The 301-nt window shown below is 30.9% G+C and carries 1 protein-coding gene; it reads right to left on the bottom strand.

The window, feature by feature from the left end; all coding sequences use genetic code 11:
* A partial coding sequence (locus BTV99_RS13115; RefSeq protein ID WP_218607627.1) for a hypothetical protein occupies window positions 1-235 on the bottom strand: 235 nt, incomplete at its 3' end.
* Window positions 236-301: the final 66 nt, after the last annotated feature.

Genomic DNA, 301 nt, shown 5'->3' with positions numbered 1-301 from the left:
TATTGAATAACTGATCCATGTATGGATGACTTATATTAGTCAACTTAATATCTTCTAATATTTCAACTAATTTTTTATTATCTATATCCCACGTGCCTGTACCGAAATAATCGTATTCAAGCGTAATGTTTTCTTTAGGATAGTCGATAATCATCGTACCAAATGTATTACTTCGTTTATTAGTGAAATAAGAAGTACCTCCTTTCATAGTAACAGTTGCATCTTCAACTTCCATTTTGACAGAATCGCAATTCCAAGTACCTACTAACTTAGAGCTATACATCTGATCAATATTTGAAAG

It is taken from the genome of Psychrobacter sp. Rd 27.2, assembly GCF_001921755.1.
In the GTDB taxonomy this organism is placed as follows: domain Bacteria; phylum Pseudomonadota; class Gammaproteobacteria; order Pseudomonadales; family Moraxellaceae; genus Psychrobacter; species Psychrobacter celer.
The sequence above is the reverse complement of the archived record's forward strand: the minus strand, read 5'-3'. Positions and strand labels throughout refer to the sequence as shown.